The sequence below is a fragment of the Streptomyces sp. CB03234 genome (assembly GCF_001905885.1).
Taxonomy (GTDB): domain Bacteria; phylum Actinomycetota; class Actinomycetes; order Streptomycetales; family Streptomycetaceae; genus Streptomyces.
In genome coordinates this window covers 26359-50583 of the sequence record NZ_LIYH01000008.1, presented here as the reverse complement: position 1 = coordinate 50583, position 24225 = coordinate 26359, and the positions used below count along the sequence as shown (strand labels likewise).

General features: G+C 71.0%; 18 protein-coding genes and 1 pseudogene. 13 read left to right on the top strand and 6 right to left on the bottom strand.

Annotated elements, in window-relative coordinates; genetic code table 11:
* Positions 1–17 precede the first annotated feature (17 nt).
* Positions 18–686: an ArsR/SmtB family transcription factor gene (locus tag AMK26_RS30980; RefSeq protein WP_073758780.1), complete on the top strand. Its 669-nt coding sequence runs from the start codon at positions 18–20 to the stop codon at positions 684–686.
* An 88-nt stretch (positions 687–774) separates the two neighbouring features.
* Here AMK26_RS30980 and AMK26_RS30975 read toward each other — a convergent pair whose 3' ends face one another.
* The gene (locus AMK26_RS30975) at positions 775–1485 is read right to left on the bottom strand and encodes a TetR/AcrR family transcriptional regulator (protein WP_079277894.1); all 711 of its coding nucleotides are present in this window, start codon (positions 1483–1485) and stop codon (positions 775–777) included.
* Between the two features lie 282 nt (positions 1486–1767).
* Here AMK26_RS30975 and AMK26_RS30970 point away from each other — a divergent pair, with 282 nt between their 5' ends.
* The 4 genes from AMK26_RS30970 (at position 1768) to AMK26_RS30955 (ending at position 7659) form a co-directional block, all read left to right on the top strand.
* Positions 1768–3033, top strand: a complete 1266-nt coding sequence (locus AMK26_RS30970) for an MFS transporter (protein WP_073758778.1) — start codon at positions 1768–1770, stop codon at positions 3031–3033.
* A 50-nt stretch (positions 3034–3083) separates the two neighbouring features.
* On the top strand, positions 3084–4868 hold the full coding sequence (locus AMK26_RS30965; protein WP_073758776.1) for a glycoside hydrolase family 3 protein: 1785 nt from the start codon (positions 3084–3086) through the stop codon (positions 4866–4868).
* Positions 4869–5097: 229 nt separating this feature from the next.
* Entirely contained in the window at positions 5098–6177 is a 1080-nt protein-coding gene (locus AMK26_RS30960) for a 5'/3'-nucleotidase SurE (protein WP_073758774.1), read from the top strand.
* A 24-nt stretch (positions 6178–6201) separates the two neighbouring features.
* Entirely contained in the window at positions 6202–7659 is a 1458-nt protein-coding gene (locus tag AMK26_RS30955; protein WP_073758772.1) for a carboxylesterase/lipase family protein, read from the top strand.
* A gap of 218 nt (positions 7660–7877) precedes the next feature.
* Here AMK26_RS30955 and AMK26_RS30950 read toward each other — a convergent pair.
* Positions 7878–8681 (bottom strand): annotated as a pseudogene (locus tag AMK26_RS30950) (maleylpyruvate isomerase family mycothiol-dependent enzyme).
* A 1380-nt stretch (positions 8682–10061) separates the two neighbouring features.
* Here AMK26_RS30950 and AMK26_RS30945 point away from each other — a divergent pair.
* From AMK26_RS30945 to AMK26_RS30925, 6 genes are all read left to right on the top strand, one after another.
* Complete coding sequence (locus AMK26_RS30945) at positions 10062–11249, top strand: MFS transporter (RefSeq protein ID WP_241838143.1); 1188 nt, start codon at positions 10062–10064, stop codon at positions 11247–11249.
* A gap of 71 nt (positions 11250–11320) precedes the next feature.
* Entirely contained in the window at positions 11321–12346 is a 1026-nt protein-coding gene (locus tag AMK26_RS30940; protein WP_073758770.1) for an SGNH/GDSL hydrolase family protein, read from the top strand.
* 208 nt (positions 12347–12554) lie between these two features.
* Positions 12555–14729, top strand: a complete 2175-nt coding sequence (locus AMK26_RS30935) for an iron-containing redox enzyme family protein (protein ID WP_143608671.1) — start codon at positions 12555–12557, stop codon at positions 14727–14729.
* Between the two features lie 14 nt (positions 14730–14743).
* Positions 14744–16579, top strand: coding sequence for a carbamoyltransferase family protein (locus AMK26_RS30930; protein WP_073759319.1), 1836 nt, complete (start codon positions 14744–14746; stop codon positions 16577–16579).
* A gap of 54 nt (positions 16580–16633) precedes the next feature.
* Positions 16634–16804 carry a hypothetical protein gene (locus AMK26_RS37130; protein ID WP_158071161.1) on the top strand — a complete coding sequence of 57 codons (171 nt, stop codon included), beginning with the start codon at positions 16634–16636 and terminating at the stop codon, positions 16802–16804.
* Positions 16801–18075: an ATP-grasp domain-containing protein gene (locus AMK26_RS30925; RefSeq protein WP_073758768.1), complete on the top strand. Its 1275-nt coding sequence runs from the start codon at positions 16801–16803 to the stop codon at positions 18073–18075. The genes AMK26_RS37130 and AMK26_RS30925 overlap by 4 nt, the downstream gene beginning before the upstream one ends.
* A gap of 134 nt (positions 18076–18209) precedes the next feature.
* Here AMK26_RS30925 and AMK26_RS38155 read toward each other — a convergent pair whose 3' ends face one another.
* The 3 genes from AMK26_RS38155 to AMK26_RS30910 all read right to left on the bottom strand — a co-directional run bounded on the left by AMK26_RS38155 (position 18210) and on the right by AMK26_RS30910 (position 21520).
* The gene (locus tag AMK26_RS38155; protein ID WP_241838142.1) at positions 18210–18881 is read right to left on the bottom strand and encodes a hypothetical protein; all 672 of its coding nucleotides are present in this window, start codon (positions 18879–18881) and stop codon (positions 18210–18212) included.
* 97 nt (positions 18882–18978) lie between these two features.
* Positions 18979–19359 carry a VOC family protein gene (locus AMK26_RS30915; protein WP_073758765.1) on the bottom strand — a complete coding sequence of 127 codons (381 nt, stop codon included), beginning with the start codon at positions 19357–19359 and terminating at the stop codon, positions 18979–18981.
* A 502-nt stretch (positions 19360–19861) separates the two neighbouring features.
* The gene (locus AMK26_RS30910) at positions 19862–21520 is read right to left on the bottom strand and encodes an immunity 49 family protein (protein ID WP_241838141.1); all 1659 of its coding nucleotides are present in this window, start codon (positions 21518–21520) and stop codon (positions 19862–19864) included.
* Between the two features lie 375 nt (positions 21521–21895).
* On the opposite strand from AMK26_RS30910, the gene AMK26_RS30905 reads away from it, so the two are divergent.
* Complete coding sequence (locus AMK26_RS30905) at positions 21896–22432, top strand: hypothetical protein (protein WP_073758761.1); 537 nt, start codon at positions 21896–21898, stop codon at positions 22430–22432.
* A 180-nt stretch (positions 22433–22612) separates the two neighbouring features.
* On the opposite strand, the gene AMK26_RS30900 is transcribed toward AMK26_RS30905, so the two are convergent.
* Entirely contained in the window at positions 22613–23395 is a 783-nt protein-coding gene (locus AMK26_RS30900; RefSeq protein WP_073758759.1) for an alpha/beta fold hydrolase, read from the bottom strand.
* Positions 23396–23522: 127 nt separating this feature from the next.
* On the opposite strand from AMK26_RS30900, the gene AMK26_RS30895 reads away from it, so the two are divergent.
* On the top strand, positions 23523–24173 hold the full coding sequence (locus tag AMK26_RS30895; protein WP_073758757.1) for a TetR/AcrR family transcriptional regulator: 651 nt from the start codon (positions 23523–23525) through the stop codon (positions 24171–24173).
* The last annotated feature ends 52 nt before the right edge of the window (positions 24174–24225 follow it).

Here is a 24225-nt window from a genome sequence, read left to right as displayed (position 1 = left end):
GAATACTGGAGGAAGCCATGGGAGACCCCGCGCGCAAAGCCGCGCTGTACGACGCCTTCGCACGCACCGGCAAGGCTCTGAGCAGCGGGAAGCGCCTGGAACTGCTCGATCTGCTGGCGCAGGGCGAGCGCTCTGTCGACGCGCTCGCCAGGGCCGCGGGGCTGAACCTGACCACTGCCTCGGCGCATCTGCAGACCCTCAAGCAGGCCGGACTCGTGGCCACCCGTCGCGACGGCGTACGCATCCACTACCGGCTGGCCGGCGACGACGTCGCCGCCCTCTACGCCCTGCTGCGCCAGGTCGCCCGGACCCATCAGGCCGGCGTCGAGCCGGCCCGCACCGCCTACCTCGGCGCGGACGACGCCGAGGAGGTCGACCGCGAGGAACTGCTGGCGCGCGCCCGGGCGGGCGGGGTCGTCGTCCTCGACGTCCGCCCGGTGGAGGAGTACGCCGCCGGCCACATCCCCGGCGCGGTCTCCATCCCCGTCGACGAACTCGCCGAAAGGATCGACGAGTTGCCGAGCGACGTCGAGGTGGTCGCGTACTGCCGCGGCGCCTACTGCGTCCTCGCCCACGACGCCGTACGGCTGCTGAACGCTCGCGGTCGCAAGGCGGTCCGGCTGACCGACGGGATGCTCGAGTGGCGGCTGGCCGATCTCCCCGTGGACAGCGGGGCCGCCGCGTAATCCTCGCGATCGACGCCGGTCCGACGCCGGTCCGGTGCGGCCGGCGTGCTGGAGAGGGGGCGCTACGGAGGCCTGACCGCTGTCCGGCTCAGCGGTCCGTCGCGTCGGCGTCGTCCTCGGGTCCCGGCGGCAGAGCCGCCCCCGTGATCGAGAGCGAGCGGTAGACGCGGTCCAGATGGCGTCGCAGCCGGTCGGCCATGTCCATCGAATCGGGATCCAGCGCCCACTGGAGCTGGAGCCCGTCCATGACGGCGATGATTTCCTGAGCCTCCGTCAGGCAGTCAGTCCCCGGCCGGAGTTCACCCGAGTCGACGCCGCGCCGCAGGGTGTCGGACAGGTCACGCAGGACCGCGCGGTAGCGCCGGGTGAAGAAGGTGTGGGCGGGGTGGCCGGGGTCGGAGGACTCGCCGACCAGGACGTTGAACATCCGGGTCCGGCCGGGACGGCGGCTGTTGTAGTCGACGAGTTCGAGCAGGCGCAGGAAGCACTCGGCGGCGGAGTCGAACCCGGTCGAGAAGAACCGTTCGATGTCGTGTTCCTCGCTGCGCTCCAGCACGGAGACGAGCAGGTCCTCCTTGCTGCGGAAGTGGTGCAGCAGGCCGCCTTGGGTGATGCCGACGTCCTTGGCGATACGGGCGAGGGAGGAGGCGTGGAAGCCCCACTGGGCGAAGTGCTCCACCGCCGCGTCCAGGATGCGCAGGCGCCGCTCGTCCCCCACGGCGTAGCCGCCGCGAGCCGCGGCCGTCTTGCCGTTTCGTGGGGCTTTCGTACGCGCCGTCCGCTCGTCCTCGTGATCCATGGGAAGCACCTTAACCAGCCGGTGAGCCGGGCCGGATCGCTGTGACCCACGCCACATTCACAAAACCTACTACCCACTCGGTATTCGTGATTGCCTGTGCTCGCCCGAACGGCGGGGTCACCCCCACGCCCGGTACGGAGCATTCCGGCGATCACGGTCGTCCCCCTCGCCTGCGCCCCCCACGAATGCGCCGTTCCCCGATCCCCGTTCCTCGCCTTCGGCGATCCCGTACCCCTTCCCCTCTTCCGTCCGCGAGAGCCGCCGCACCCCGAGGAGCCGGACATGTCCAGATCCGAGACCGACCGCGTCCCCGTACCACCGTCCGTTCCAGCCTCCGCGGCGACGCGTACCGGGGGCCCGCTGGGCAGGCTGCTGTTCCTGCTCGCCGTCGGCAACACCGCGATGTTCATGGTCTACATGGGCGTAGGGCAGGTGCTGCTGCCCGTACAGGTCGAGCTGCTCGATCCGGCGAACAAGATCGCCAACCTGGGCCTGGTCTCCGGGATCGCCGCCGTCTTCGCGACCCTGTTCAACCCGCTGGCCGGACTGCTCTCGGACCGCTCCCGGCGGCGCAACCCCTGGATCCTCGGCGGCGGCCTCGCCGCGCTGGGCGCGCTCGCGCTGCTGGGCGCGATGAAGACGATCCTGCTGGTCACCATCGGCTGGTGCCTGGTGCAGGCGATGATGAACGTCTACCAGGCCGCCATCACCGCCGTCGTCCCCGACCGGGTGCCCATGGAACGCCGGGGGCTCGCCTCCGCCATGGTCGGCATGGGCGTCCCCATCGGCACGATCATCGGCGTCACCGTCGCCGCCACGTTCGTCCCGCACGACGTGCGCACGGGCTACCTCGTCCTCGGCGCGGTCATCGCCGGCGTCGCGGTGCTCTTCACCGCTCTCGTACGGGAGCAGAAGCTCCCCGAGGTGGAGACGGTGCCGCTGGGCCGGCAGCTCGCCGCGTTCGGGTCCGCCCTGAAAGCCGGCGACTTCCGGTGGGCGTTCATCGGCCGGTTCCTGATGATGCTCGGCTACTTCGCCGTCTTCCTGTACCAGCTGTACATCCTCCAGGACCACATCGACCTGCCCGAGGGCATGTCCCCCGCCGCCGCGGTGGCGATCATCTCGCCGGTCAGCGCGGTCTGCACGCTGCTGGCGACGGTGGTCGGCGGTGTGCTCTCCGACCGGATCGGCCGGCGCAAGCCGTTCATCGCGGTCTCCTGCGTCTTCACCGCGCTCGGCATGCTGGTGCCGGTGGTCAGCCCGACCTGGACCGGCATGCTCGTCTTCTCCGTGGTCACCGGGCTGTCGTTCGGCTGCTTCATGGCCGTGGACACGGCACTGGTCACGCTGGTGCTGCCGAGCGCGGACGACGCCGCCCGCGACATGGGCGTCCTGAACATCGCCAACGCCGGTCCCCAGATCATCGCGCCCTTCATGGCCTCGCTGGTCGTCGCCTCACTTGGTGGCTACACAGCGCTCTTCATCACCGGTGCCGTGATCACCGTCCTCGGCGCCCTGTCCGTCGTCCCGATCCGCGGCGTCCGCTGACCACGGCGTCCGCCGACCCCGCTGTCCACCCCCCTGTCCCCGGAGAACCCATGCCTGCCGCACCGCCCCGCAACGACGGCCACCCCTACCAGGACCCGTCTCTCCCCGTGGACGCGCGCGTTGCCGACCTCCTCGCCCGCATGACGCTGGAGGAGAAGGCCGGCCTGCTCTTCCACACCATGCTGGCCATGCACCCCGACGGCCGCCCGGTCGAGGCGGGCGACGACGCCATGATCCCCTCCGACACCACCGGCCTGCTGCGGTCCAAGCTGATGAGCCACTTCAACCTGGTCGGCACCGCCGGGCCCCGGCAGATGGCCGAGTGGCACAACGCCGTCCAGGAGATCGCCGCCGGCACCCGCCTCGGCATCCCGGTGACCGTCTCCACCGACCCGCGCCACTCCTTCACCGCCAACATCGGCGCGTCGATCCAGGCCGGCGCGTTCTCCGCCTGGCCCGAGCCGACCGGGCTCGCCGCCACCCGCGATCCCGAACTCGTCCACCGCTTCGCCGACATCGCCCGCCGCGAGTACCTCGCCGTCGGCCTCCGCGTCGCCCTGCACCCGCAGATCGACCTCGCGACCGAGCCCCGCTGGTCGCGCCAGTCCGGCACGTTCGGCGCCGACGCCACCCTGACGAGCGAACTGGTCCAGGCGTACATCCGCGGCTTCCAGGGCGACACGCTCGGCCCGCACAGCGTGGCCACCATGGTGAAGCACTTCCCGGGCGGCGGCCCGCAGAAGGACGGCGAGGACCCGCACTTCCCGCACGGCAAGGAGCAGGTCTACCCGGGCGGTATGCGCGACCACCACCTGGAGCCGTTCAAGGCCGCCATCGCCGCCGGGGCGTCGCAGATGATGCCGTACTACGGCCAGCCCATCGGCACCGACTGGGAAGAGGTCGGCTTCGGCTTCAACAAGGGCGTCATCACCGGTCTGCTGCGCGAACAACTCGGCTTCGAGGGGATCGTCTGCACCGACTGGGGCCTGCTGACGGACGCGTCGATCTTCGGGGAGCCGCACCAGGCCCGCGCCTGGGGCGTCGAGCACCTCACCGTCGCCGAGCGCGCGGCGAAGGCCCTCGACGCGGGCGCCGACCAGTTCGGCGGCGAGGCCTGCCCCGGGACCGTGGTCGAGCTGGTCCGCACCGGCCGTGTCGCCGAGGAGCGCATCGACACCTCCGTACGCCGCCTGCTGCGCGAGAAGTTCGTCCTCGGGCTCTTCGACCACCCGTACGTCGACCCCGACCTGGCGGAGGAAGTCGTCGGCAACAGCGAGTTCCGCGCCGCCGGCGAGGCCGCGCAGCGCCGCTCCCTCACCGTCCTGGTCAACCGCGACAAGACCCTGCCGGCCGGGGCCGCGGGCCGGCGCCCGAGGCTGTACGCCGAGGGCGTCGACGCCCGCGTCGCGGCGGGGTACGGCGAGGTGGTGGCCGACCCGGCCGACGCCGACCTCGCGGTGCTGCGGCTCCATACCCCGTACGAGCACCGGGACAACAGGTTCGAGTCGCTGTTCCACTCCGGGCGCCTGGACTTCACCGACGAGGAGCTCAAGCCGATCCTGCGGCTGCTCGACGCCGTACCGACCGTCGTCCTGCTCAACCTCGAACGGCCCGCCGTCGTCCCGGAGATCGCCGAACGGGCCGCCGCGCTCATCGCCGACTACGGCGCGAGCGACGAGGCGCTGCTGGACGTCGCCTTCGGCCGCGCCACGGCCGAGGGGCGGCTGCCGTTCGAGATGCCCCGCTCCATGGCCGCCGTCGAGGCCTCCAGCCCCGACGTACCGCACGACACGGCCGACCCCGTCTTCCCGTACGGGTCGGGCCTGGCCATCTGAGCCGCCGCGCCCCGACCCCGAGCTGCACCGCGGAGCCACCGCGCCCGCTCCCGAGTCGGCGGGCGTCGGCCCACCGATGCCCGGCCCTCGCACGCCGCACACTGCCGCACACCGCACACTGCCGCACCGCGGAGCACCGCACCCCCTCCCCGAGCCGCCGGGGGCGGCGACACCTGACACGCGCCGCCCCCGGTTCGTACTTCTCCGCCCGAAGGGACACCCCTCACCCATGCCTTCCACCCCGCGCAGACTCCTCGCCGCCACCGCGACCGGCGTCGCCCTCGCCTGCCTCGGCGTGGCCGCCGCCGCCGACACCGCCGGCCCGCAGTCCAGCGCCGACGGCCGACCGCTCGCCGGGCTGCGCGTGCTGCTGTCCAACGACGACTCCATGCAGGCCGCCAAGGCGTCGAACTCCGACGGACTCGGCCTGTACGAGATCCGCAAGGCGCTGTGCGACGCGGGCGCCGACGTCGTCGTCATGGCGCCGTGGCAGGTGCAGTCCGGCAAGGGCACCGCCGTCACCAACGGCGGCACGCTCACGCTCGCCCGGCGCGCCCAGCTGCCCGCCGGTTACGGCGACGACTGCGCCGGCACCCCCTCCGGCTCGCCCGTCTACGGCATCTGCCTGTCCGACGGCCCGTGCGGCGCCGACAGCCCGAGCGCCACCCCGGCCGACACCGTCAAGTTCGCGCTGCGCGGGGGCCTCGCCGCGAAGGCCGGCTGGGCGGACGGCCCCGACCTGGTGGTGACCGGCATCAACTCCGGGCCCAACGTCAGCGCCCAGGTCAACGACTCCGGCACGGTCGGCGCCGCCATCGCCGCCATCGACCAAGGCGTGCCCGCCGTGGCCTTCTCCTCCTCCGGGGACGCGACCCAGATGCGCTTCCCGGTCGCCAACTACCGTGCCCACGCCCGGTTCGCCGCCGCCTTCCTCGGCGGGATGCGCGAACGCGACCTGTTCACCGACCGGTTCGCGCTCAAGGTGGACTACCCGGACGTGAGCGCCGGGCAGCGGGCCAACGCCCCGGTGTGGACCAGCGTCGGCCACGGTCAGGTCGTGTGGCACGCCTACCAGCCGAAGCAGACGGGGGGCGACACCTACGACATCACCATGGGCGTGTGCGCCAACCACCCCGGCGACCGGTGCACCGAGACCGTGAAGGACGCGGACTCCACCGCCCTGCTCGGCCGGGGCCACATCGCCGTCGCGCCGGTCACCGCCGACCGTACGTACGGCGCCAGGGCCGACGCCACGAGGGAGCTCGCCCGGGTGAAGCACTACGTCACCCACGACGCCCCCCGCTCCTGACCGCACCCAGAGGAGAAACCCTTCATGCCGCACCTCACCGTCCGTACGCCACGTGGCCCCGTGCGCGGGGAGCGCCACGCCACCGGCGTACGGTTCCTCGGCATCCCCTACGCGCAGCCGCCGGTCGGCGCACTCCGGTTCGCCGCGCCCGTACCGCCCGAGCCGTGGTCGGACGTCCTCGACGCGACCGCGTACGGGCCGACCGCGCAGCGCCGGCCGTTCGCCGAGGTCACCACGATCCCCGAGCCGACCATCCCCGGCGAGTCCACGCTCAACCTCAACGTCTTCACCCCGGACCCGTCCCCGGACGCCGGGCTGCCGGTCCTGGTGTGGATCCATGGCGGCGGCTTCGTCGCCGGGTCCGCCGCGAGCCCCTGGTACGACGGCGGGGCCTTCAACCGGGACGGCGTGGTCCTGGTCTCCCTCGGCTACCGGCTCGGCATCGAGGGCTTCCTCCACCTGCCGGACGCGCCCGACAACCGGGGCGTACGCGACTGGATCGCGGCGCTGGAATGGGTACGCGACACCATCGCCTGCTTCGGCGGCGACCCCGCCAAGGTCACCGTCGCCGGCCAGTCGGCGGGCGGCGGGGCCGTACAGACGCTGCTCGCCACGCCGGCCGCGAGCGGCCTGTTCCGGGCCGCCATCTCGGTGTCGGGTGCCGTGATGCAGCCGCAGGGACGGGAGGTGGCCGAGGCCGTCAACCGGCTCTTCACGGCCCGTACCGGCGTCCCGGCGACCGCCGCCGCGCTGCGGGACGTGCCGGACGGCGACCTGCTCACCCACCAGGACGCGCTGGCCGCGCCCGGGCCGGACCGGGGACAGCTGCCGATGCTCGTCCTCGCGCCCTTCGCCGACGGGGAGCTGATCCCGCACCCGGTGCCGGACGCGCTCACCGCGGGCGACGCGGGCGCGGACATCCCGCTGATGGCGGGCTTCACGGCGCACGAGTTCAACGGCATGCCGCAGCCGGGAGCCACCGACGCCGACGTACGTGGTCTGCTCGCCTCCCTCGGCCTCGACGCCGACCGCACCCGGCTCTTCCTCAAGATGTACGAGCGGTACGCGGGCGAGCCGGCGGTCCTGATGGGCCAGGCGATCACGGACACCACCTTCCGCGCGCCCACGCTGGCCGTCGCCGACGCGCGGGCCCGGCGTTCCCGGCCGACCTGGCTCTACCAGTTCGAGTGGGCCGCCACCGCGCCGGGCTTCGCGGGCGCGGCGTACCACTGCGTCGACCTGCCGTTCGCCTTCGACCTGCTCGGCGCGGAAGGCGTCCGCGCCGCCCTCGGTGACGCCCCGCCGCAGCACCTCGCCGACGCCGTGCACGCCGCCTGGGTGGCGTTCGTACGGGACCTGGACCCGGGCTCCGCCTGGCCTCGGTACACCGCCGAGGGGCGGGAGGTGATGCTCTGGAACGGCGAGCCGCGCGTCGCACACGACCCGCTGCGCCCGGTGCGGGAGGTCTGGCTGTCCGCCTGAGACCAAAAGGTGGTAGCAGCCGTCCCGGCGCCGGCGCCGGGACGGCGGACGCCGGACGCCGAGCGCGGACAGGACGGGGCTCAGCAGGGTGTCAGCTCGGGGTCGACCACACGCAGGCCCCGGGGCTCCAGGCTCCGCCCACGGCAGAAGGCCGCCCGGTGCGGGATGGGGCAGCAGACCGAGCTCGGGTACCAGCCAGGCTTGATCAAGCCGCCGTCCTATTCCGGGTCCCAGGCCAGGAGCAGGTCGAAGAGACGTCGGTCGCCGTCGAGCTTCAGGGCGTCCACCGGAATACGGCCGTACAGGGCCAGGACCAGCTCACTGGCCGTGCCCCGGGCGGAGGCGTCGGCCGCGTCCGGGTGCTCGCCGGGTGCGGTGGCGGGCATGGTGCCGGGCGTGGGGATGCGGGCAGTCCGTGCGCCGTCGGCGGAGAGGGACAGGCGCCAGGATCGGCCCTCGGCGGCGTGGTAGTCGACGGCGGCCGGCGCGTGCGGCCAGGCGTCCGTCGTAACGCAGCAGGTGGACAGGAACTCGTCGACACCGTCGAGTGCCGCCTCGTCCGGCAGCGGCTGCGGGGCGCCCAGGGTGACCTGGGCGTCGTAGGTGTGCACCGCCACCTCCTGAAGCTGGTGCCGGGCGACGGCACCGCAGGTCTGCGGCGACTGCGACCCACCCCACCACGTCCAGCAGCCGCGATCCGGGCCGGTCTCCCGCAGTGCGCTCAGCAACTGCTGCGTGGACTCGGCCGACCAGGCCAGCAGGGCCTCGCGCTCCCGGGGCGCAGCCGGGGCACCTTCCGAAGCGGTCCGGGCCGGGGGAGCGTCGGCAGGCCCTGTGGCGACGGTGGCGGCCCAGCGGCGGCGCCCCTTGCCCAGGTGCTGCACCAGATCGAACAGCGTTCACTCGGGACAGGCCGGCACCTGCACGTCGAGGCCGGGCGCGGAGGCGACCGCGGCCCGGAACGCGATCGACCGTTCGTCGATCAGCCGCAGCAGGACGGGGAACTCCAGGGTCTTTTCCACGTCGGCTGTCTATCACCCGGCTCCGGCAACCGGACAGCGATTTTCGCGTGCTGCCGCGACGGGCCCCGCGGCACTGGCCGCGCCCCCGGCGCGGCTTCCCCTCATCGATCGCGAAGGTCTCCATCGGCCTCGTCCGCAGCGCCACTTTCTCGGCTCCGGATCGAGCAGGGTCACCGATCAGGCCTTGTTCATGCCATCAGGCCCCGAGCGGTACCGTGAGGTCGCGCCGCGCTCAACCAGGCTGCAAATACACCCTTCCAGCGCCTGCCGGTGCCTACTTTCCTTCAACTTTGCCATAAATCTTGCGCATCAAGACAAGACCGCGAGTTCGTTGACGCTCTGGTTCGTCTCGAACTAAGTTTCCAGCGGGCCGTGAGGAACATTCCTTCGTGAGGTCTGGTCGGCATGTCATGTTCTCATCCGAACCGAGGAGGGGTTATGTCCAACTCCATCGCCGAACCACGACGTCGCTGACCAACTCGGCACCCACACCCGCCCCTTCAGGGCTTACGCACAGCTCATGCCTGCGCGAGCGTACGTCACATCCGCACGCCTCCCAGGGCCGCACGCGACCTGCCGTGCGCGACGCGGCGCGATCCGTTCCGGATACGGCGCCCGGCTGGAGGCCGCGCCCCTGAAGCGTAAGCGTGCCCATTGCCCCGGAACCCACTGCCGTACCGGCCATGACGGCGGAGTCGTGATGCCGTCGTCGCGCCCTCTGTCACTGTGAAGGAGAAGCATGTCTGCCCCCACTGTCCGGCCGCAGTCAGCGGCGGCTTTCTGCTCCGGCTGGTTACCCGTGACCTCGCGTCGCTGTGAGGACAGCGCCGGGCCGGGGCCGGCGGCAGGCCAGCGCCCGGCACCACGCCGGCCGGCGACGCAAGCGAGGCAAGAGACGAGACCGGCGAGAGCACGGCAACTGCCCGCCGCGGCGACTGCCCGGCCGGTGCCCTCAACTCAAGTGCCCTGGTGGTCCTTTGAAGAATCATGCCGCGGTTCATTTTCTACCGAGCTGCTGAGGGGCCGTACCTCCTGCCGCTCGGTGGCACCGTAGTGCTGTGCGCGCCGGCCTGGTTCCCGTTGGGCGCGCTCACTGCCCGCCGCCTGGACCCCGCCCCCGTCCGGCGGGTCACTCTCATGCTCTGAGGGCTGCGACTCGCGCAACCCGTGACCTGACCCTCGCCCGCCACCGGCGGGCCGCTGCCCGCGTCCCCCACCCGACGACGCCGGCGCCCCCGGCCGCCCAGCAGGTGCACGCACCCTCATGCTGCGGCGGCTCTCCGGCGTCTCCCCACACTCCCTCGCACGACGATCGGCCGTGTTCCCGTGATTCCCTCAGCTCTGCTCCCCCCGCCCGGACCCAGGCGCGCCCTGGCCCTGTTGACGCTCGCGAGTGCCACGGCCAAGGGAATCTTCCTCACCTCCGGAGTGCTGTACTTCACCGAGGTCGTACACCTGGACCCGCTCGACGTCGGTCTGGGCCTCAGCGCGGCCGGCATCGTCTCCATGGGCCTCGGCGTGCTCGCCGGCCGCCTCGCCGACCGTATCGGCCCCTGGCCGGTGCTCATGGCCAGCCTGCTGGTCAGCGCGGCTGCCACGGCCGCGTTCCTGCTGGTCCAGGGTGCGGTGTCGTTCCTGGCCGTGGTCGTCGTCGCGATGGCCGCCCAGGGCGTTCTCCTGGTGGCCCGCGGCCCGATCATCAACGCGATCGGCGGCACCTCAGCCCAGGAACTGCGGGCCTACGTCCGGGCGGTCACCAATGTCGGCATCACCGCCGGGGCGGCGCTGGCGGGCTGGGCGGTGCACCAGGACACCGTGGAGGCCTACCGGCTCCTGGTCGCGGCGGACAGCGTGTTCTTCCTCGTAGCCGCAGGGCTGGCATTGCGGCTGCCGAGGCCCAAGCCGGTGCCGGCGCTGCCCGGGCCACGCTGGACGGCCCTTCGCGACCGCCCCTATCTCGCGGTTGCCGCGCTGGACGGAGTGCTGTCGATCCAGTACCGCGTGCTGACCGTCGCCGTACCGCTGTGGATCATCGGCCACACCGATGCGCCGAGGTGGACGGTCTCCGGCGCTGTGGTCCTCAACACGGTGATCATCGTCGCGCTCCAGGTGCGCCTCTCCCGCGGTGTGGACGCACCACGGACCGCGGGAAGGGCGCTGCGCCGGGCCGGTGCCACGCTGGGCGTGGCCAGCACGTTGATCGCATGCGTCTCTTTGGTCCCCGCGCACCAGGCGGTCCTGCTCCTCGCCCTGGGCATCGCGCTGCACAGTCTGGGGGAGATCTGGCAGGCGGCCGGTGGCTTCGAACTCTCCAACGATCTCGCCCCGCCGCATGCGCTCGGCCAGTACCTCGGAGTGTTCGGCATCGGCATGGGGCTTGCCGAGTCGTTCGCGCCGGCGCTGCTCACCTGGCTGTGCCTCGGGTACGGGGTGCCGGGCTGGCTGGCCGTCGGTGCGCTGTTCGTGATCACCGGAGCGCTCGCGCCGGCAGTGGTACGACGCGCCGAGGCCACGCGTACCCACTCCACCCGAGCCACCGCCGTGCCAGGCCCGGCCTCCGCCACCTGACCGGCAGCACCTCTCGCAACTCCCTGCTCAGCCCCCTCTCTTCCGATCTTCCGAAAGTGAGTCCTCCTGCCATGACTTCGCAGCGCGCGGCGCTCACGCCGCAGATGTTGCAGTACGCCGAGAAGTTCGACGACCGCGGGGACATCAGGTGGCTGCCCTACCTGATGTACTTCCACCCCGCCGGGCACACCTCCGAGGTCGTCCGTACGGACAAGATCGGCTTCCGCCTCTCGGTGGGACAGGGGCAACGCGCCTCAGCCGGCGGCGAGGTACCGGACGGGCCGGTGCGCCTGATCGCCGGAAGCTCCACGGTGTTCGGTATCGGCGCGAGTTCGGATGCCCACACGCTCGCTTCCCGCCTCTGGGACAAGCACGCCCCGGCCCGTCCGTGGCTCAACTTCGGTGGGCGCAGCTTCAATTCCGCGCAGGAACTGCTGCTGTTCACCCTCTATCGGCACCTCGTGCCCAGCATTGACGAGATCGTCCTGTTCACCGGGTTCAACAACCTCGGTCTCGCGCGGTTGCCACAGCACCTCCAGGGGGACCACGGGGCCTTCTTCAACGGACACGAGTACGCCGAGCAGGTCCGTGCCGCCCGGCTGGCGAAGTTCCGGGAGAACGGACTGTCCCGGCGGGCGGCGCACAAGGCGGTCGCAGAGCCGCAGACCGACCACACTCCGCCGTCGCTGGACGAACAGATCGACCGGGCCACCGAGCTGACGATCCGCCACCTGGACAACTGGCGGCTGCTCGCCGCCGGCCTCGGCGCGAAGCTCACCTTCGTACTCCAGCCCCTGGCCCCCTGGGTGAGGGAACAGCCCTGCTCCGAGGAGAGCCGCCTGTTCGCCGAACTCGACGCCATCGCCGACTTCGGCCGTGCCTACGGAGACATCTGCACCGTCGACGCCGGGCGCCGCTACGCCCGCGCGCTGAGCGCCGGATGCGAGCGCATCGGTGTGCCCTTCCTCGACATGAACCCGGTCCTGGCCGAAGCCGCCGATCCCGGACAGTGGCTCTTCGTCGACCGCATCCACTTCACCGACGAAGGCCATGACATCGTCGCGGGCCTGCTGGCCGACCGCCTCCGGCTGAACTGACCGACCGGCGCCTCGACGACGTACACGCCCGGACCACCTGCCGGCCGGACGTGCATCCCCGCCCCAACCCGTATGGAGAGATCCCCACATGAAACTGATCCGCCGCGTTCTCGACCGCATCTTCCGGCGCTCCCGCTCCAAGCGGAAGGGCCAGGACGCATCCATCTACCCGATGTTCTGAGCGGTGCGTACCCCGATGAATCCCGCCGTGGCGACCAATCCACCGCACCTGACACCGCGCTCGGCCTACGCCCTGCTGACCGAGCCGGAATGCCCGGCCGCCGAGCAGCCGACGGCCGACCGCATCCGTACCCACATGTCCGCGACATCCGCAGCCGCAGAGGATCTCGCGTCGCTCACCATCGGCCGGCTGCGAGAGGTGGCCCGCGACTGGGCGGCGGCCGAGCGCACGCGCTTCCGGGCCCTCGCCGCACGCGCCCGTGACGACTCCGAACGGCTGCTTCTCGCGCAGGGGGCCGCGCTCGACTGCGCACCGCTCGGGCTGATGTCCGGCGCCTGGCTGCAGTGGCTGAGCAGCATGGCCACCGCGGACGCCCCGGCTGCGCTCGCGGCGCTCACGTTGTACGCCTCCGACGTGGGCGTGGGCCGTCCGAACGATTCTCGCGGAGCGGCCTTCGCCCAGCTGCTGCGTGCCCTGCGCGTCGCGGAGCACGCCCACCCCGCCGCCCGTCTCGCACACGACCTCCGGATCGGGGAGGACGCCTTCGTACTGCCGTCCCTGCTGTTGTTGATGGGTCGCCGCCCCGACGAGTTCCACGCCGAGATCCTCGGCGCGGACCTGTGCCTGCGCGAGGCCGGGCTGCTGCCCGCACTGGAACTGGCCGACCTGGCGGACGCCGCCGTCGAAGCCTCCGACGTGGACCCCGGGCGGCCCCGGGCGCACGCCGATGTGCCAGGCGGGCTGACTGCGGCCGAGCGGGCGCTGGAGGCGCTGGACGGCCGGTCCGGCGACCCGGCCCGGGTCGAGGACGGCTTCCGCTGGGCGCTCGCCGTGCTGAGGCCGTGGAGCGAGGGCCTGCTGGGCCGGCTGACCGCCAGACTCGACCCCGCCCACCGGGCCGCGGAGATGCTCCGCGCGAGAGCCCGGGAGGGCTCGGTCTATCACCACGATCACGAGCTCGCCGGGCGCCCGCTCTCCGCGTGGCTGCGGGAGGCCGTCCACGCCCCGCGGCCCCTGCTCGACGCTCTGGCCACGAGCCCGCTCATCCGGCCCGGAAAGCCCGAGCGCAGCCCCTTGATCAACGGGCTGGTCGGCGAGCGCGGGCCCATGTTCCGGGTCTTCACCGAGACCGACCTGGACATTCTGGCCAACTGGATACGCTCCCTGCCCGACACCACCGGTGACGCCCCCGCGGACAAGGACGGCACGACCCCGGCGGACGGCGCCCATGCCACCACTGCTGGTGTCAACGGCGCCGGGTTCCCCCTCGGCCGGGCCGCGGACGGCGAGCCGGCGGAAAACGATCTCCCACCGACCGACCTTCGGGAGGCCTACGCCCGTCTGCAGCGGCGGACCCAGACCCCGGCACTGACCGCCTACGCCAGGAGGTACGTACACGGCTGGCTCGGCCGGGCCGCCCACCGCATGGACCAGGACGGTGTTCCGCTTCCCGGCCAGTGGCCCGCCGAAGGGCTGCGTCCCTGGCTCGCCGACCAGCACGACCGGCACGCGGAAGAATTCGAGAGCACCGCGAAGGCCGAGCTGCCGACCCGGGAACAGCTCATCGAGTCGACCGTACAGCTGGCACCCCTCACCATGATCGACGGAGCCTGGCTGCAAGGATTCACCGACTACGGCCTGGCCTCGTCGGACATCGGGTTCTCCCTCTTCGAGACGTACTGGGACGAACTCGGCAACGGCCGCGCCGACCTCAACCATCCCCTGATCTACCGCCAGTTGGTGGAGAGCATGGGTATCGAACTCCCGCCCACCGGGACCATCGACTTCGCCCGATGGCCGGGATTCGAGGACCGTTCCTTCGAACTTCCGGTGTTCTGGCTCTCCATCGGGCGCTTCCCGAAGACCTTCCAGCCCGAGATCCTGGGACTCAATCTCGCCATGGAACTCTCCGGCGTCGGAGGCAGCTATCGGCGCGCCCGGCTCGCCCTGCGTGCGTACGGGTTCAGCACCCGCTTCGTGGACATCCACAACACCATCGACAACGTGGCCACCGGCCATTCCGCCTGGGCGGCCGACGCCATCGACAGCTACATGTCGACCGTCGCACCGCCCCCCGGCACCCGTGCCCGCCAGGAGGTGTGGGCACGCGTCCGCACCGGTTACCGCGCGCTGAACCCTCCCGCCGGGTGGTCCGCCAGGCGAGCCCAGCGCCGTGCCGAGTCCGCAAGCCGACCGTTGTGAAAGTGAGCACCGACATGCCCGATCTCGTACTGGGGATATCCGCCTTCTACCACGACAGCGCGGCCGCCCTGATCGCGGACGGAGCCCCGCTCGCCGCCGCGCAGGAAGAGCGGTTCACTCGCGTCCGCCACGACCCCTCCTTCCCCGGCAACGCCGTCCGCTACTGCCTGCGGGAAGCCGGCGCCACTCTCGACGACGTCTCCGCCGTCGCCTACTACGAGGATCCGGAGCTGAAATACCAGCGGGTGCGGGCCACATACCGCGCGACAGCCCCGCAGGGCCTCGCGACCTTCCGCCGTACGCTGCCCGAGTGGCGCTCCTGGAAGCGCACCGCCACCCGCCGCGTCCGCACCGAGCTGAACGGGCTCGGCCTGGGGCGTGCCCCAGAGGTCGGCGCACGCCGCCACCACGAGTCGCACGCGGCCTCCGCCTTCTTTCCCAGCCCGTACGAGAACGCCGCCGTGCTCTGTGTCGACAGCGTCGGTGAATGGGCCACCACCACCCTGTGGCACGGCACCGGTACCGCGCTGCGGCCCGTCGCCGAGATCAGATTCCCGCACTCGCTCGGACTGCTCTACTCCGCCTTCACCTATTTCTGCGGCTTCAAGGTCGACTCGGGCGAGTACAAACTCATGGGCCTCGCCCCTTACGGCACCCCGCGATACGCCGACCTGATCAGGGAACACCTCATCGATGTGAAGGAGGACGGCTCCTTCCGGCTGGACACCCGGTACTTCGAGTTCCTCTACGGACAGGTGATGACCGGCAAGGCCTTCGAGACGCTCTTCGGCGGGCCGCGCCGCCTGCCCGAAGCGGATCTCACCGAGCGTGAGTTCGACCTCGCCGCCTCGGTACAGGCGGTGACCGAGGAGGTGGTGCTCCGGCTGGCCCGCACCGCCCGCCGCCTCACCGGGGAGAAGCACCTGTGCCTGGCCGGCGGCGTCGCACTCAACTGCGTCGCCAACGGCAAGGTGGTGCGCGAAGGCCTCTTCGACGAGGTGTGGATCCAGCCCGCGGCCGGCGACGCGGGCGGGGCTCTCGGCGCCGCCACGGCGGTGGCGATCGAGCGCGGTGCCGGCCGGGACCACCTGTCCGGCGGGCACGACGCCATGTCCGGATCGCTCCTCGGTCCCGCCTACACCGGCGAGGAGATCGGCCGAACCCTGGACCGGCTGGGCGCCTCCTACACCCGGCTGGACACCGCCCAGGTCGCGTCCACCGTGGCCGGACACCTCGCGGACGGCGCCGTGGTCGGCTGGTTCCAGGGACGCATGGAGTTCGGTCCCCGCGCGCTCGGTTCCCGGTCGATCATCGGTGACCCCCGTGATCCCCGGATGCAGTCCACCATGAACCTCAAGATCAAGTTCCGGGAGTCGTTCCGGCCCTTCGCCCCCTCGGTGCTGTGCGAGGACGTCAAGGACTACTTCGAACTCGACCAGGAAAGCCCCTACATGCTGGTCGTCGCCCCGGTCGCCGAGGCCCAGCGCGTCCAGCCGGAGCGGGCCACCGACGCCACCGGCCTGGACCTCCTGAAGGTCACCCGCTCCACCATCCCCGCGGTCACGCACGTGGACGGCTCCGCCCGCGTCCAGACCGTCAGCCCCCACAGCAATGCCCCGTACCACCGGCTGCTGACCGCCTTCAAGGAACGGACCGGCTGCCCGGTGCTGATCAACACCTCCTTCAACGTCCGCGGCGAGCCCATCGTCAACACTCCGGAGGAGGCCTACACCTGCTTCATGCGCACCGGCATGGACGTCCTGGTCCTCGGCGACCACCTGCTGCTCAAGCAGGACCAGCCCGCCTGGAGCGAAGAGGCCGACTGGCGGGAAGCCATCCCGCTCGACTGACACACCGCACCCGTACCTTTCTGTCCGCGCCCCTCACTCACCCGAGAGATCCCCGTGCGAAACGTTCTGCTGACCATGACCTACGTACTGCTCCTGGCCCCGGCAGCCGTGGTACTCCGGCTGCTCGGCCGCGACCCCCTGGACCGCACCGTGGACCGCACCCGCGACTCGTACCTGATCAATCTCCCCGAAGCTCCCGTCACCGGCCGGATGGTGACCCGATGACCACCGCCTCCCGTCCTCCGCGCCGCCTCGCCTTCCTGGAGAGCAATCTCACCGGCACCGGAATGCGCGCCCTGCGCCAGGCCGTGGCCATGGGCCTGAGCCCCGTCTTCGTCACCTCCGACCCGGCCCGCTACGACGCCGAACCGCAGACCGCGCGCGCCATCCGCGAAACCTCCGAGCAGATCCTCGTCTGCGACACCCAGGACCCCGAGACCATCGCGAAGACACTGCTCACCGCCCTGGGGCCGGGCGGATCGTCCCAGGACGCCGGGCTGTGCGGCGTGATGACGGTGATGGAGTACTACGTACCGACGGCCGCGGCCGTCGCCCACCGCCTCGGCCTGCCGGGAATCGCCCCCGACGCCGCTGCCCGTGCGCGCGACAAGCTCCGGACCAGGACGGCCTGCGCCGAACACGGCGTGGCGGTGCCTGGATTCCGCTTCGTCCGCTCCACCGACGAGATCGACTCCCTCCTCGAGGAAATCCCTCTCCCGTGCGTCGTCAAACCGATCGACGAGTCGGCGAGCATCGGGGTACGCATCTGCCACACCATTGAGCAACTCGCCCAGGGAATCACGGAGATCGCGCAGAGTCCCGTGAACTCCAAGGGGCAACCTCGCATTCCCGGCGCCCTGGTCGAGGAGTGCGTCTTCGGCCACGAGGTCAGCGTGGAGACCTTCACCTTCGCGGGAAGGACGACCGTTCTCGGGGTGACGGACAAGCTCCTCGGCACCACTCCGCACTTCGTCGAACTCGGCCACACCTTCCCCTCCACCGTCCCCCACGCCCAGCAGGCCGCCGACCTCGCCCTGGCAGCGCTCGACGCCATCGGCTTCGACTTCGGACCCGCGCACACGGAGGTGAAACTGACCCCACGCGGCCCTGTCCTGATCGAGATCAACGCACGGACCGGCGGCGACTTCATTCCGGATCTCGTCGAACAGGCCCTGGGCATCCCGCTCCTGGAGCAGTCCATCGTCGCGCACAGCGGTGGTACGCCCGACCTGACCCCCACCCGGTCCGAGGGAGCCGCCATCCGCTTCCTCGCCGGCCGCGACGGCGTGGTCGCACAAGCCCCCGACCTCACCGTCATGGCCAACTTCCCCTCGGTGGTCTCCTACCACAGCAAGGCCCAACCGGGCCGCACCACCCGATACCCGCACAACAGCCACGAACGGCTCGGCCACGTACTGACCCGCGCGGCGACCGCCTCACTGGCGGCCGCGGAAGCCGATGCCGCCCTGTGCCACCTGGCCCCGACCTACAGGTGATCCATCCCCGGCAGCGGAGCGGCCCTCCGTACCCTGCCTGGTTCCTCCCGCCGCGACGATGAGCGGGAGGAACCGGAGCACGCCGCCGACCATACGGGCGACCGAGGGGGCGAAGCACCACATGCCCTCAGAGGTCACCAGTCGACGTGCGCGGTGATCCAGGCGGCCAGGCCGTCTTCGTTGTCCTCGGGGGGCAGCTCAGGGCCGCAGGTGAGTGGGGTGCAGGACAGCTGCAGGTGGGTGAGGTAGCCGTAGGGGCCGTTGTCGGCCGCGGGTCCGAGCACCAGGGCATGGGTGGGGGTGCGCCAGACGCGGTGCGTCAGCGCGGGCCCGGTGACCAGGGCGGTGGACGACAGAACCGTCCGCTCCGGGGCAGTGCCGAGGTGGTCGGTCACCGCCTGTGCTGCTTGAGCGAGCACGGCCTCGCAGTCGTGGACGGTGCATGGTCTGCGGCCACTCCATCCCGGCTGCTGCTGCCAGTCGTCCATGAGGCCGTACAGCCACGGCCCATTTGCCATGTCCTCGTCGAACGGGTCGACGGGGTACAGCTCGCCGAAGACCAGGAAGTGCCGGGCATCGGGGTGGCCGAACGAGCTGCGGCCGTCACTGCACAGTACGTGTCCGTATCCCGTACGGAAGGAGTCACAGACCAGTTCGTGCTCCCAGCTCCATCCGCGTCGCCGCAACTCGGCATCGATCGCGTCACCGTCATCGGGGATCCGCGGTGCGGTCGGCAGGGCGATGAGCTCGGCGACGGCCGCAGCGGTCAACGGCCGGTGAGCGAGGGCGTGTACGGGTATCGGCATACGGATCACTCTAGAAGCGGCGGACACCGTCGACAGTTCTTGGTCGATGAACCCGCTACCGGAGACCTCACTTACTTCGAGGCAGGACCGCTGAGCATCAGAGTGGGTTGAGGCGGGACTTGAGCAGGCAGAACTCATTGCCTTCGGGGTCGGTCAGGACATGCCACTGCTCATCCCCTGTCTGGCCGATGTCGGCAGGGCGGGCACCGAGCTTCAGCAGGCGTTCGAGCTCGGCGTCCTGATCGCGGTCGGTGGGGTTGACGTCGATGTGCAGCCGGGATTTCCCCTTCTCAGGCTCATCCCTGTAACTGAGGATGATCGTCGGCTGCGGACCGCCGAACCCTTCGCGCGGCCCGATCTCCAGCGTGCCGTCGTCCTCGCGGTCGAGCACGACGAAGTCCAGGACCTCACACCAGAACCGCGCCAGCAGCTCGGGATCGCGGCAACCGAGCACGAGCTCACTGATACGACATGCCATGACGAAACCTGCTCTCAGCCTGGAAACTGCCGGGGAGGCCACACGCGAACCTCATGGGATCCCAGCAGTGCAAACAATCCCGCGAACCGTACCGGACGAGCCGAGGACGGGCGAAATGATTTCAGGGCCGACCCTCTCCGGGCAGCGGATCAACTCCGTCGGCCATGCAGGAGGGTAACGGACCGTGAGACGCAGCCCAGTCAGTGGAGCCGGGGCGCCGGATGTCCGCGTACACCCGTGCCCTCACCCCGGCCCCGCTTGGGTGCGTCACACCGGGGTGGTGCCGGAGGTGGCCCACCGGCTGCCGGAGGCCCTCCATGACCGCGCGAATGGTCTCCACGGCGCCGGCCCGGGTCTGCGACGCGCTGCTCGTCGATGCGCATGCTCCCGTGGCGACGACGCCGCACCGGTGTGCGGTACGCGGACAGCCGCGCGACCGCCCGGCCCGAGTGAGCGCCGTAGGCGTGCCGCCCGGGTCCCGGCCGGACGTATGGCCGGGGGCCTAGACCGGTTCGGCGGCCTTGAGGAGCCGCTGAGGCAGGTAGGGGGACTCGACCCGGATGTCCCAGCCCCGGCGGCGGGCGTGGCAGGCCAGGGCGAGGACGTTGAGGTCGATCGTGGCGTCGGGATCGTCGGCGCGGTCGGCGACCCGGTAGTGATCACGGTGGGCTTCGAGGGCATCGGCCAAAGCCAGGTTGAAGCTCTCCTCGTCGCCCTCCACGAGCTGCGACAGCAGTACGGCCGGCGGCGGGAAGAAGCCCCAGTCCTTGGCCTTCTCGACTTCCCGCAGTGCCCGCTCCGTCGCCGACTCGGGATCCGCCCCCCTCAGATAGGCGTGAAGAGCCTCCCGGAACGCGGCGAAGGCGGAGCCGTCCTTGCCGGCAACCGCAGGTCCGGCGAGGACCAGGGGGGCGAGGTTCTCGCGAACGCCGGTGATCAGGGCGAAGGCAGTGGCGTTCTCCCAGTTGCCGGCGCTCGCCTCCTCTCCCCGCGCAGCCGGGTAGCGCAGGTTCTGGCCGTCAACGGTCACCTCCACCTCGGTGCCCGGCTCTGCCAGGGCGATGCGGAACAGGGCCGCCCCCAGCTGGGAGGCCAGCCGCAGGTTCGCGAGCTGGGCGTCCGTGACATCGGCGGAGTCCCCAGCGCGCCACTTGAAGAGGAGCTCCTGATCACGCATGGCGCTCCCGAGCCGCCATACGGCGAGGGGTTCTCCTTCGTCCGTGGTGAAGGCATCCCGGGTGGACTGGTCGAACAGGGCCTCGCTCTCCGCGTTGACCGTCCGCTCGTATGCCGGCCGCTCGACCACCAGCGGACCTGCGGCCAGCGCGGCGACCGCGTCAGGGCGGCGGTCGCGGCCAAAACCCCCCACCCGCGGGCCGCGGTCCTCGAAACCGGTGACCAGAGCGTGTGGGAGGTAGTCGGTGTGGAGGGCCGGCGCCCAGCCCAGGGTCCGGTACGCGAGCGCGGCCAGGCCGAGCGGCAGGAGAGGGAGGAGACTGCTCGGCGAGGCAGTGGGGCCGTGAACGGTGGCGTGTGCGACCAGGAGGGCGGCCAGACCGGAGTCGAAGGCCTCCCGGTCCTCGGCGGCCACGGCGCGCAGTGCCCTCAGCGCCACGCTCTCCGGCCGGTCGAGGAGGCCTTCGCCGGTCTCCTCGGCCCGGCTGCGGATCCGGGCCAGCGCGGCGTCGATGGCGGCGAGCTTCGCCTGCGCGCTCGGCGGGTAGTCCTCGTCGTTTCCGGTGTCGTCCAGGACGTGAGCCGTGAAGCCCGTGACGAGCTCGCCGGCGGGGCTTCCCTGTGCCTCCCCAGCGAACTTCTCGCGAGCGAAGTGGAAGGCCTCACCGTGCCACTTGGCCTTGCCTCTGAGGATCGCGAGGCAGAACGCGTCGATCCACTCCCCAGGGGTCACGCTTTCCTCGGCCCCGGCGCCGGCCTCGTCGCTCGGGTCATAGCTCATGCCGAAGTTCACGTAGTCGAGGAAGACCTGGAAGGTGCAGTGCGGGTAGTACGCCGAAAAGCAGACGGCGCCGGCCGCAGCCTCGGTCGCGTCCTTGAGAGCGGCCTTGGCCTCCGGGGTGTCGAGGCTCGGCGTCTCGACGGAGAGGGCACCCAGGTAATCGAGGAACTCGTCGGCGACCGACTGCCATTCGTAGGTGGCCATCCGGCCGGCCTTCGACATGGACCGGACGTGTCCCCCGATCCGGTTCGCGAAGTCCTCGCGCGCCGCCGATACGACTGCCTCGCTTACCTGATGACGCTCTATCCGCACTGCTCTACTCCTTGACGCCGGTATTCGTGCGGACAGCGTAGGACCTGTCCGGCCGATCACGTGACTACCGCTTGCCGTCGGACGGGCGATCAACCGCCTTAAGACGTCGTTTCCTTTGGCGATGCCTTGAGCCATGTGCCCATGGCGTCCCGCCGTTCCGGTCCCGCCGAGACCCCCGCCGCTGACGGCCGGCAAAGCTCCATGCATCGCGTTCACCGATTGAGATGCCATCAAGTCGCGCCTGTCCTGGCGATATACCGTGCGGCCATGTCAGCGTTCATACAACAACTCCCTGCCCTGATCGGCGTGGTGATCGGTGCCCTGGGCTCGTACTTGGCGAGCACGCGCGGCGATCAAGCCCGCTTCCGTCGCGAGCAGGCGGCCCAATGGGAAGAGCGGCGGATGACGGCGTACGCCGACTACGCCAGGTCGCTGAAGAAGAGTGTCACCCTGGCATACCGGGTCGCGGCGCACCTCGGCAACGATCCGCACCCGCATCCCCTGTCACCCGAGGAAGCGGCGCCGCACCTGGCCGATGCCACTGATGCCCGGGATCCAGCCGGGGAGGCACTGTTGATGCTCGGCACCCCGGACGTCGTGGAGAAAGCCCGCGAGTGGGTCGTCGTGGTGATGGAGATGGAAGGGTTCCTGCGAGACCGGACTCATTGCCCGGAAACCTGGTCGACCTTGCTCAAGCGCCAACGCGCCGCACGTGAGGGCTACTACGTGGCCGTCCGACGTGACCTGGCGCTCCCACCTGGCCATTCCGGAGAATGGCGACGTGCCCAGCCCCGGACTCCCTGAGTACGGGGGGGCAAGCGCTCCAGCCGGGGTGGCGAAGCCGGCGTGGCCGGCGTGAATGCCGAGGAACGTTGCCGCGCCGGCCCCCCAACATGTCTCACCGGTCCGCCGCAACGGGCGCCGGGGTGACGCCGGCTCGCCCCGTGGTCACCGGAGGCCGAGCGCCGGACCGGTGAGGCATATTCAGTGCCGTGCGAGGAAGTCGGTGATGAGCTTGAGCCACTGCTCAGGGCATTCGGTGAACGGCAGGTGTCCGGCCGGGAGTTCAGCGACCTCGGCGGTGGGGATGGCGGCCGCGAGTTCCCGCTGAAGGGCCGGGGATATGAGCGGGTCGGCGGTGGTGACGACGACGAGTGCCGGTACGTGGATGTCGGCAAGGTCGCCGCGGACGTCGACCCTTCGGACCAGGTCGACCTGCTCTGCGGTGCCGGCGGGCAGGGCGGACGCGAGCTGCCCGGCGGCACCGGAAACCTGGGCGGGGGTCATGGCGTTGAGAGCCGGTTCGCCCAGTGCCATCAGGTTCAGGTATTCGGCGAGCACGTCGTGCCGGCCGGCTTCGAACAGCTGGTGCCAGATGGAGGCGGCGAGGTCGGTGCGGGTGTCGGCGTGCGCGAACGTCGCGCTCAGGAGGAGTGAGGTGACGCGTTCCGGGTGACGCGCGGCGAGGCGGATCGCGACAGGCCCGCCGAGTGAGTATCCGCTGACAGCGAAGGTGTCGAGCCCCTCGGCGTCGGCCGCTGCAACAAGCTGCTCCGCCAGCTCGTCGACGTCAAGGTCCCCCTGGTTCTTCGGGGTCGCGCCGCTGCCGGGGTAGTCCACCCCGACAACGGTGTGCCTCGCGGCGAGCCCTTCCATGATCGGTCCGTAGTTGGCCTCGATGCCGCCGCCCGCCCCGTGGGCGAGAAGGAGGCCGGGGCCGCTTCCGCGGACGGTGCGGGCGAAGGCGACAGGTGTCGGCGTGGTCATCAGAGCTTCCCTTTCGCGGCATGATGGTCGGCTCGCCTCAGCTTTAGCGAACGCTAAAGCTGTGCGATGTCGACGACCGTAGCAGTACTTCTTTAGCGATCGCTACGGTTGGCGATAGACTGCGGCCATGAGCAGCAGAAGCGCCGCGGCCAAGGCCGCGCCCAGGCGGAGCCGGCGCTCCTTCGACCGCGATCAGGCCCTGGCCGCCGCGCTGCGGGAGTTCTGGACGCACGGTTTCGATGCGACGTCGGTTGCCTCGCTCACCAAGGCGATGGGGATCAACCCGCCGAGCCTGTACGCCGCCTTCGGCGACAAGCGGCAGCTGTTCGACGAGGCCGTCCAGCTGTACGTGCACACGTACGGAGCTCCCCCGCCGCAGGGTCCGGACGCCTATTCGGCCATCGCCGCCATGCTGCGGCACCTCGCCGCCGACTACGCCGACGCGAGCCACCCGCCGGGCTGCCTCATCATCACGGGGGCGACCAACTGCACCCCTGGCTCGCAGGACGTGAAGGACAAGCTGCGCGCCATGCGCGAGGACACGAAGGCCTCGATCGCCGCCTGCATCCGCACCGACATCGACGCCGGGCGACTTCCCGCCGACATCGACGCTGACGGGCTGGCGGCCTTCTACGCGGCCGTCATCCAGGGGATGAACCAGCAGGCCTGCGACGGGGCGGGGCGGGAGACACTGGATCGCATCGTCGACGCGGCGATGGCCGCGTGGCCGGACGCACCCGACACATCAGGAGCGAAATCACCGTCCCCACCCTCCTGACACTCTCCGCCAGGCACCCCCGGGACCGACACGACCCGCCGGATACCGGCAC